Genomic DNA, 9,372 nt, shown 5'->3' with positions numbered 1-9,372 from the left:
ACAAGACACATCGGTGCCTGAAGGAGACGATGCAGCAGAAGATAATGTAGCGGAAGAGACTACGTCAGAATCTCATGGGTCGTTGACAGGAGCGGACACAACAGCAAGTGATGAGGCAAAAGAGGATGTCGGTTCCCGATACTTAGATCCTGCTAAATCGCGGGACAAGCGTCGTCCTTCTGATCTGTTCTTTGGGGATGGCCCCACTTCAAGTCGTCAAGCGGCACAAAAGAAGGCAAGCCGCGCGGCAATGCCGAATCCAATTCTTGAGAGGTCTAAAGATTCAAGTGCTCATGAGGAAGTGGACGACGACAGCTTCCTACGTGAGATTCACGTCGATGATATTCGGCCGAATCCCCGCCAGCCCCGTGATGAATTCGACGAAGAAGCGATGACGGAACTCGTTGCGTCTATTGCGGAAGTCGGCGTACTGCAGCCCGTAGTTGTCCGGCCGGCGGGTAGCTCCGGGCAGTATGAGTTGATTATGGGCGAGCGTCGTTGGCGTGCAACTAAGCGTGCAGGAAAAGATGTTATCCCGGCAATCGTGAGAGATACTGCTGATGAAGATCTTCTGCGTGAAGCCCTCCTTGAGAATATCCATCGCAGTGAACTCAATGCGCTTGAAGAAGCAGCAGCCTACCAACAGCTGATGCAGGACTTTGGGTGGTCCCAAGACATCCTGGCAAAGCGTGTTGGACGATCACGCCCACACATATCGAACACACTGCGACTCATGAACCTCCCCCCTGGTGTCCAGCGACAGGTTGCTGCTGGGGTGCTGTCAGCTGGACATGCGCGAGCAATCCTGGGCGTAACCGACGAGGCGCTCATGCTGCAGTTGGCTCAGCGTGTTATTAACGAAGGCCTCTCCGTCAGGGCAACAGAAGAATTAGCAACTCTGATGTCCAAGAGCTCAGAAGAAGCTACGAAGGCTCCAACGGTACAGCGTAAGAACACACGCCAATTCGACGAGCTAGCCTCTTCTCTCACTGACTTCCTGGATACCTCTGTGAAAATCACGCTGGGTGCTAAGAAGGGCCGAATCTCGATTGATTTTGCTTCAGTAGATGACTTGAACAGAATCATGAACGTTATCAACCCAGAAAACCCTTCCTGATAGCTAGTCCTCCTAGAATTTCACGGCACAACGAATGATCTTGTTGTGCCGTGAAGCTATTAAATGACCCCTCCCCTACCTCAGGATCACTGTCTCGCGGGTCGAGGCACGGATGAATAAAAATTTAGAATGCACTACAGCGGGCAGTTCAGCTGTGTAGCAACGACGTGTTCAGAACCTGCTACACAGCCGAACATTTGTCGAAACAAAAAGGGTGATGGTCTCTAGAAGACCATCACCCTCAAGAGTAGCGCTGCCAGCTCCTAGTTCAGGTAGTCAGCGAATTCCTTTTCAAGAACGTGAAGTGGTTTGGCACCAACGGAAGTCGCGACCTTTTCACCGTTTTGGAAGACGAATACGGTTGGGATACTGGTGATACCGTATTGTGCGGCAATACCTGGGTTGTCGTCGACATTTACTTTTGCAACGGTTACCTTCTCCGAGTACTTCTCGCCAATTTCTTCGAGAACAGGAGAAAGCTGGCGACAAGGACCGCACCAGACCGCCCAGAAGTCAACGATGACGGGCTTGTCTGAGTCGATGACCTTTTCTTGGAAATCCTGATCTGTTACATCAATGGTCGACATTAAATTCCTTCCGATAGGAGCTGGGGGCTTTTAGAAACAGTGGGCTGAGCGCCGAGGTAGTCTTCGACGTCGATAGCAGCTTTGGCACCCATCCCGGCAGCAGTGATGGCCTGTCGGTATTTGCCGTCGACGACGTCACCCGCAGCAAAGACGCCTGGGATATTGGTTGCAGTTGATGGTTCCTGAACGACGATGGTTCCATCGACGTCATTGATTTCTAGGACATCTTTGACAAGATCGGTTCGAGGATCGGAGCCAATGGCGATGAAGACGCCGTTGACATCCAGCGTATTGACCTGATCGGTCACCAGATTCCGAATATCAATTGATTGAACTTTATCTTCACCGTTAATGGTTTCGACGGTGGAGTTCCAGATAAATTCGATCTTTTCGTTGGCCAGCGCGCGATCGGCCATGATCTGCGAGGCGCGCAGTTCATCACGACGGTGGATGACGTAGACCTTAGAAGCGAATTTGGTCAAGAAGATGGCTTCTTCCATAGCGGAGTCTCCCCCACCGACAACAGCCAGTGGCTGGTCGCGGAAGAAGAAACCGTCACAGGTTGCACACCAGGAGACACCCTTGCCAGTTAGTGCACTTTCGCCCTCGATCCCCAGTTCGCGGTACTGGGAGCCGGTGGAAATGATGACTGTGCGAGCGTAGTGCTTGGTACCGTCGCCCAGGGTGATGCGTTTTGGCTCGGCCTTGAGGTCAACTTCAACGACGTCCTGATATTGTACGTCGGTACCGAATTTGCGGGCCTGAGCTTCAAGGTGGCTCATGAGCTCAGGGCCCATGATGCCATCTGGAAAGCCTGGGAAGTTTTCTACGTCGGTGGTGTTCATCAGCTCGCCACCGGCCTGTACTGAGCTTGTGAATAGGACAGGTGCCAAGTTGGCTCGTGAGGCGTAGATGGCTGCGGTATAACCGGCAGGGCCAGATCCAATGATCACAACGTCGTGTACGTCGGCGGTAAGGTTCTCTGCCAAGGTAGTTCCTTTGCTCGTGCTAACAGATGTGTGGGCACAACGAATAGGGCGCCCACTGCTTCTCGTTCTTCCAATGACAACGTAAACAGCGGTGCAGAATATTCCGCTACCCTAGCTCCGCTTCGCTGTCAGGTTAGTTGACGTCAATCTCGGCAATTCGCAGACCGTAGGGTCGTTCTGGCGAATTGGTGTTTGACAGGGTCGGAAGCTCGGTGAAGTTGATTATCACGTAGCGAGCTTCGATGGGTTCGCCATCGGAATTATGGGCATCGACCGTGTATTCCGGTCCGGTGAAGGATCCTTCGGTGATGACTACACCAGCGTCTGGATCCGGTTCATTGGCTACGGACACGGTGAATGCTCCGCCTGACCCCTGGTTCTGGGCGATGGTGATCTCTGATACCGGTGCTTTTTCTTCAAGTTCTACGACCAGGGCCAGGTTGGAGGCGAAGCCACCGAATTGCGGGGTGGTAAAGGTCAGCGTGTGCCAGGCGGTGGCCAGGTTGCCGTCAACGATTGTCGGGAGGTCGGCGTCGTACTCGTTGGTGAGCCCGGGGGCATCGGGCACGATGCGCTCTACGGAGGCTGCTACGGGCTCGGGGCCGGCGGGTTCTTCCTCGGCCTCATCCTCAGCTGGGGCATCGCCCTCATCTTCGGCGGGCTCCTGTGTGGTCGGCTCGTTGGCCACCGGTGGTTCATCTTCTGGACTGCCCAGGACACGGAAGCCGATGACGACGGCGGCGATCAGGATGGCGACCAGGGCGACGCCGGCGATCCAGCGTCCCACGGCCGAGCGTGGCTTCTCATCGGTGTATTCAATGGCGTAGCCCTCATCGGGGGTGTGTTCCTCCGGGGCTGCCGGTGGAATGACCGGTGGGGTTTGGGTACGCGGCTTTTGACCCTCCGGTTTGGGGCTAATGTGCGCCGGTGGGATTGGCGCGGGGGCCTGGTCCTGCTGCTCGGTGACCGGGTTGAACACTTCGGTGCGTTGCTCATCGGCGGCCGGGTGGAAGACCTCGGTGCGCTGGTCGTCTTCTGGGTCGTTGACGACCTCGGTGGGCTGTTCATCTTGTTGGGTATCGGTGCGTGAGTGGGAATCGCGATGCTGTGCGTTAGTAGCACCAGCAGAGGCTGCTGCGGCTGCTGGAGCAGCGCCAGCGCCTTTGGTGGGTGTGTGACCCGGGGTCCTGGGTTGAGCGTCGGTGTCTTCCTGGAGCCAGTTGTCGATGCGGTCAGAGAGCTTATTGATGAATTCGGGGCGCTTGGAGTCGTCTGGCTCTTCGGCGAGTTCTTCTTGGAGTTCACGGTAGTATTCGGCGTCGTCGTCGAAGGTTTCGGGCGTGGCCTGACGGGCTTCACCAAAGAGTTCGGTGCCCAGGTGCTCGGTGAAAAACGGTTCGACGTAGACGTCGCCGGCGGTGAGTAGTGCCAGGAAGTCTTCGACATCGGCATTGCCGGGGGCGACCAGGTAGGTGCGGTTGTCGGAGAGCCCGAGGTCGAGGATTTGGATGGAGCTGGTGCGTTCGCCGGTGGCCAGTTGGCGGGCGGATTGGGCGGCTTGGGAGGCGTTGTCACGGGAGGCAACCAGGATGAGGACTTCCCGGTTGAGGACTTGATCTAACCCGGTGAGGACTTGATCTTGCTGGGCGGATGCCATGACGCGACCGGTGATCTCGTAGCGACCTCCCAGCACGGTACCTTCGTCGATATGGGCCACCAAGACCTCCCAAAGTTTGTCGGCGGATGTTGAAGATTGTTCTCTAGTTTAGGTGATCTATCTGGTGCTGTGACCATCTGACAACACGGCGTCACACTAACGATGTGCGTTGGTTTTGGTGCTGCGGCGCAGGCGGTTGGTGACGGGGGCGGTGAACTCGTTGAGTTCGGTGACTTCGAAGATGCGGCAGGCCACCAGGTAGACGGCGACCATGACGGTGCCGACGATGGCACAGGCTATGGCGGCGTTGGGGATGGAGCTCATGGCCCAGCCGCCGCTGTAGCCGCCCATGGGGTAGAGCAGTGCTACACCGAAGACGCCGGCGACGACGGCGGCCCAGCCGGAGCGGATGTAGGTGGCGAGCACGGCTTTGGTGCCGTAGTCGCCGAAGTGGCGTTTGACCAGGATGTGGGTGAGCGCCAGTTGGAACACGTGGACGCCGGTGAAGATCAGCGCAATCAGGTGAGCCAGGGATTCCATGGGGACGAACGGGGCGATCCCGTAGGACAGGGATAGTGACAGGGCGGCGGCACCGACTTGGACGATCATGGGGATCAGTGCGTTTTCGGAGGCATAGAACACGCGCAGCAGGTAGAAGTGGGCTGAACGCAGTGGCATGCCCAGGGCCAGCAGTAACAGGATTTGGGCGATGGCGTGGGCGGAGACGATGGCGGTGGTGTCAGTTGAGGCGAAGAGGCGCGCGATGGTTGGGGCTAACACGATAATCCCGGCCACGGAGATCATCATGGGTATCGCGAAGGTGCGCAGCCCGGAGTTGGTGGTGCGTTTGACGGTGGCCAGGTCGTTGTCGTGTACGGCGCGGGACAGGTGGTTGAACAGTACGGTGGCAATGGACAGGACGAATACCGAGTGCGGTAGCACGGTGATCAGTTGGCCGACGTTGAGGGCCTGGAGTCCGGGGATGGCGGCTTTTTCGAAGGGGTCATCGAGGGCGGTTCGGGCTTCGGTGGCGCCGGTGACCAGCCGGTTGATCATCAGATTCGAGATGTTGCCGACCATCATGGTGATGATTGTGAAGCCTGCTAGTTGTCCGGTGTGGCGCAGGCCCATGCCTTTCCACCCGAATTTGGGGCGCAGCCCGAGCCCGAGGCGTTTGAGCGGCCAGAGCAGTACGACCGCTTGGATGATGATCCCTAGGGTGTGGCCGCCGGCCAGAACGATGGTGTGCGTCGTCGTCCATTCGGCGAATTGTTGGCTGTCGGGCATGGCCACGTATGGTCCGAACATGACGATGTAGAACAGGATGAAGGCGATGGCGATGACGTTATTGGCCACCGGTGCCCACATATAGGCCCCGAAGCGGCCGTGGGCGTTGAGTACCTGGCCGATCACGGCGTACATGCCGTAGAAGAAGATTTGGGGCAGCGTCCACAGCGCGAAGGCGGTACCCAGGGCGAGTTTGGCATCTGACCAGCCCAGCGTGAGACCCTGGATGATGGGCGCGGCCAGTAAGGTCAGGGCGATGGTAAAGGCCCCGATGATGATTGCGGCCAGGGTGATCAGCCGGGAGGTGTAGTCGGCGCCGCGATCGGGCTTTTTGGCTTGTTTGATGATTTGTGGAACTAACACCACGTTGAATACACCGCCGGCCAGCAGCATGTAGATCACGTTGGGGATGGTGTTGGCGGTTTCGAAAACGTCACCGACCAGGGCTGTGGAGCCGATGGCGATGGCCAGCAGGGAGGTGCGGGCGAATCCCAGGACGCGTGAGATCATGGTGCCCGCGGCCATAATTGCCGAGGCTTTGGCACCGGCGGATTTACTGCGGGAGGCGTCTTTGGGGTCGTGGTGTGGCTCGGTGGCCTGCTGGGTTTCGGTCATGTGTTTGGTGTTTGGCGTTTCTTAAACAGTGCGGCCGAGGGTTTGGGGATCTTCGGCTGCTCAGCGGGTTCGGAAACCGCGTCCGATGCGGAGTCCTTGGGCAGGCTATCAGGCGAGTCTTGGGACTGGCTGGATGCTGTGGACTCGTCCGATTCTAATGCTAAACGCTGGGTGTCATGCTCCGAGTCGGGGGTGTCGGGCTCGTCGGGCTGCTGAACCGGCTGTTGGGCGCGCGCCAGTTTCTGGGCGAGCTCATACGGTGTTGGGGGTTTTCGGAGTGTTTCGTCGTCGTTACGAAACTGCGGTGGAATCAGCCCGGAGGGTAATCTGCGGGTCATCGGGACCACCCGGCGCGGGCGCACGGTGGCCGGTGGTGGTGAGATGTCAAAGAATTCGGCCATCAGTTCGCGGGCAAGCTCCACGATGCGGCGTTCATTGATGAAGGTGAGGCGCCCGGTGAGGCGATCGACGTCGACCCAGGCGACGTCCACGGCCTCTTGATCCGGGTCATTTTCGATGGTCAACTCCCCGCCGGTGGCGCGCAATAAGAAGTGATGTACGGTTTTGTGGATGCGTCGTCCCGGCACCGTGAACGTGTATTCGATGTGTCCCAGATGGGTCAGGATGTCGCCGGAGATGCCGGTTTCTTCGGCGACCTCGCGAATGGCGGCCTCGTGGTGGTCTTCTTCGCCCTCTGGATGCCCCTTGGGTAGCACCCATTCGAGTCGTCCCCCACGGTTATAGCGTGCAATAATGGCTACTTGGTGTATGCCACGGTGTTCGCGTACGACCATGCCGCCGGCCGAAATTTCTCGTACAGTGGGTATTTGTCCGGCAACGTTGAGGACTTCGCCTCGAAGCCGCCCCGTTTGTGGGTCGCGGCGGATCCGGCGGCGTGCGGACGCAGAGGTGCCCCAGACATTGGGTGGGGTGCGATCAGCGGCACCGCGGGGGCGTTGGGACATATAATCCACTCTAGCCCGTTGCACCACACCAGGCATGCCCCACGTGCAACACGGGTGGGGAAAATTTCACATGTATTATCCGTAAACCCGAACGAAACTGTCAAAACGCCATGTCCAAGCACACTGAAACCACATACGCGACCGTGCCATTACCGGCCGGTTTTCCCGACGACGTCGCTCTGCCCAAGTTCGTGATAGAACTCGGGCAGCGTTTTGATGACGCCGGATACGAGCTCGCCCTAGTGGGTGGGCCGGTGCGCGATATGTTTTTGGGTTCGAATGTGACGGACTTGGATTTCACCACGGATGCCAAACCCGAGGCCATCCAGCAGATTCTGACCGGTTGGGCACACGCGCAATGGGATATCGGTGCGGCCTTTGGCACCATTGGTGCTCGGTACGGCGACTGGATTGTGGAAATTACCACTTACCGGGATGAGAAATACGATCCAGATTCTCGCAAACCCGAGGTGGTGTTTGGAACCGATTTGGTTGAGGATCTGCGCCGTCGCGATTTTACGGTCAATGCGATGGCGCTACGTCTGCCGGATTTTGAACTCATCGATCCGTTTGGCGGGCTAAAAGCTTTGGTGTCGGGGGTACTGGAAACCCCGGGCACCCCGCAGCAATCGTTTTCTGATGACCCGTTGCGTATGATGCGTGCCGCACGATTCGCCGCTCAACTTGGGGTCACCGTCTCCCCCGATGTTGCCGAAGCCATGAAAGACATGGGTTCGCGCATTGTCATCATCTCTGCGGAGCGTATTCGCGAAGAACTCGTCAAGCTCATGATCGCACCCAAACCCCGTCGTGGACTGGAACTGCTGGTAGCTTCTGGTATTGCTGACTTTGTGCTGCCCGAACTGCCCGCCCTGCGTGATGCGCAAGATGATGCCCACCGCCACAAAGATGTTTACGAGCACTCCCTGCAGGTCATGGAAAACGCGGTCGACCACGAGGCCGACTACTTTGCTGCCCCGAATTTCGTGTTGCGCTTTGCCGCACTGATGCACGACATTGGCAAGCCGAAAACGCGGCGCTTTGAGGCCGGGGGTAAGGTTTCGTTTCGTCATCACGACGTCGTTGGTGCCAAAATGGTTGCCAAACGGATGCGTGAACTGCGTTTTGATAAGGACACGACCAAAGCCGTGGCCCGCCTGGTTGAGCTGCACATGCGGTTTTATGGATATGGTGACGGCGAATGGAGCGACTCGGCCGTGCGCCGCTACGTGACTGATGCCGGTGATTTACTCAAGCACCTGCATGCGTTGACCCGTTCGGATGTGACCACGCGGAATAAGCGCAAGGCACGTCGTTTGGCCGCTGCTTATGATGATCTAGAAGCCCGCATTGATCAGCTGGCGAAGGAAGAGGAACTGGCGGCAATCCGGCCGGATCTTGATGGCAAGCAGATTATGGAGATTCTCGGCATCAAGCCCGGTCCCCTCGTTGGGCGTGCCTATAAGTATCTACTGGACCGCCGGTTAGATGAAGGGCCCTCAGATTTTGAGGCATCCAAGCAGGCGCTATTAGACTGGTGGGCTGAACAGCCCGAAGCTCAGGAATAGTATCGAAGTTTGACCAGACACCCACGGATGAGAAATTCTGGTTGATTTTTCTCATTCGTGGACGTGCGTCTGAGTATGGTTGTCAGATCTGGACCTTTGTCTCTCCTTCTTTAGGCCGTAGGACGATTTCCATGCCCAGAGCATCTGCTAGCTTGAGCAAGGTATCTCGTGTGGGGTTGCCTAAGCCATGTTCGATACGACTGATGTCTGCTTGCTGGAGTCCTGTTTGCTGGGCCAGCTGCGGCTGTGTGAGGTGAGCTAATTTTCGGGCCTCGGCAAGCTGACGACCGAGTGCTTCTTGCGCGGTGGTCTCTGCTTCAAGTTGAGCGGATAAGCGTTGTGCCAGATTATGTGCACTCGCGCTCCATTTTTCGCGGTTCTTCGTCGCAATATCTCGGAATGAGCGAGTGGCCATCGGCGTCTCCTGGATCGCTGTAGTGCCATTTTATTATGTGTTATAACGCATACTCTATCCCCTTCGGCTATTTCCGTGGCCTATCTTCGGGCGCTCGGCAAGAATGCGGTCACAGGCGGCGAACTATTTCGTTCCTGCATTTGGGGCAGTGGGCTGACTACGGTCTTTTGTG

The 9,372-nt window shown here is 57.5% G+C and carries 7 protein-coding genes and 1 pseudogene; 2 read left to right on the top strand and 6 right to left on the bottom strand.

All coding sequences use genetic code 11. The features are described 5' to 3' along the window. The first annotated feature begins 13 nt into the window (after positions 1-13). On the top strand, positions 14-1,117 hold the full coding sequence (locus K8V32_RS13080) for a ParB/RepB/Spo0J family partition protein (protein WP_303908327.1): 1,104 nt from the start codon (positions 14-16) through the stop codon (positions 1,115-1,117). Between the two features lie 263 nt (positions 1,118-1,380). Here K8V32_RS13080 and trxA read toward each other — a convergent pair whose 3' ends face one another. The 5 genes and pseudogenes from trxA to K8V32_RS13055 form a co-directional block, all read right to left on the bottom strand. Beyond that, positions 1,381-1,704, bottom strand: coding sequence for a thioredoxin (trxA, locus tag K8V32_RS13075; protein WP_303908326.1), 324 nt, complete (start codon positions 1,702-1,704; stop codon positions 1,381-1,383). Further along, the gene (gene trxB, locus K8V32_RS13070; protein WP_303908323.1) at positions 1,704-2,693 is read right to left on the bottom strand and encodes a thioredoxin-disulfide reductase; all 990 of its coding nucleotides are present in this window, start codon (positions 2,691-2,693) and stop codon (positions 1,704-1,706) included. The genes trxA and trxB overlap by 1 nt, the downstream gene beginning before the upstream one ends. Positions 2,694-2,826: 133 nt before the next feature. Next, complete coding sequence (locus tag K8V32_RS13065; RefSeq protein WP_303908320.1) at positions 2,827-4,410, bottom strand: discoidin domain-containing protein; 1,584 nt, start codon at positions 4,408-4,410, stop codon at positions 2,827-2,829. Positions 4,411-4,506: 96 nt separating this feature from the next. Further along, complete coding sequence (murJ, locus tag K8V32_RS13060; RefSeq protein ID WP_303908317.1) at positions 4,507-6,252, bottom strand: murein biosynthesis integral membrane protein MurJ; 1,746 nt, start codon at positions 6,250-6,252, stop codon at positions 4,507-4,509. 398 nt (positions 6,253-6,650) lie between these two features. Continuing rightward, positions 6,651-7,217, bottom strand: a pseudogene (locus K8V32_RS13055) (NUDIX hydrolase); the annotation flags it as partial. Positions 7,218-7,327: 110 nt separating this feature from the next. Between K8V32_RS13055 and K8V32_RS13050 the strand changes: the two are divergent. After that, complete coding sequence (locus K8V32_RS13050) at positions 7,328-8,785, top strand: CCA tRNA nucleotidyltransferase (RefSeq protein ID WP_303908315.1); 1,458 nt, start codon at positions 7,328-7,330, stop codon at positions 8,783-8,785. Positions 8,786-8,867: 82 nt separating this feature from the next. Here the strand turns inward: K8V32_RS13050 and relB are convergent, their stop codons facing one another. Beyond that, complete coding sequence (gene relB / locus K8V32_RS13045; protein ID WP_303908312.1) at positions 8,868-9,200, bottom strand: type II toxin-antitoxin system RelB family anti-toxin; 333 nt, start codon at positions 9,198-9,200, stop codon at positions 8,868-8,870. Positions 9,201-9,372: the final 172 nt, after the last annotated feature.

This window comes from Enteractinococcus helveticum (assembly GCF_020742345.1).
GTDB lineage: Bacteria > Actinomycetota > Actinomycetes > Actinomycetales > Micrococcaceae > Yaniella > Yaniella helvetica_A.
This window is presented reverse-complemented; position numbering and strand designations above follow the sequence as displayed.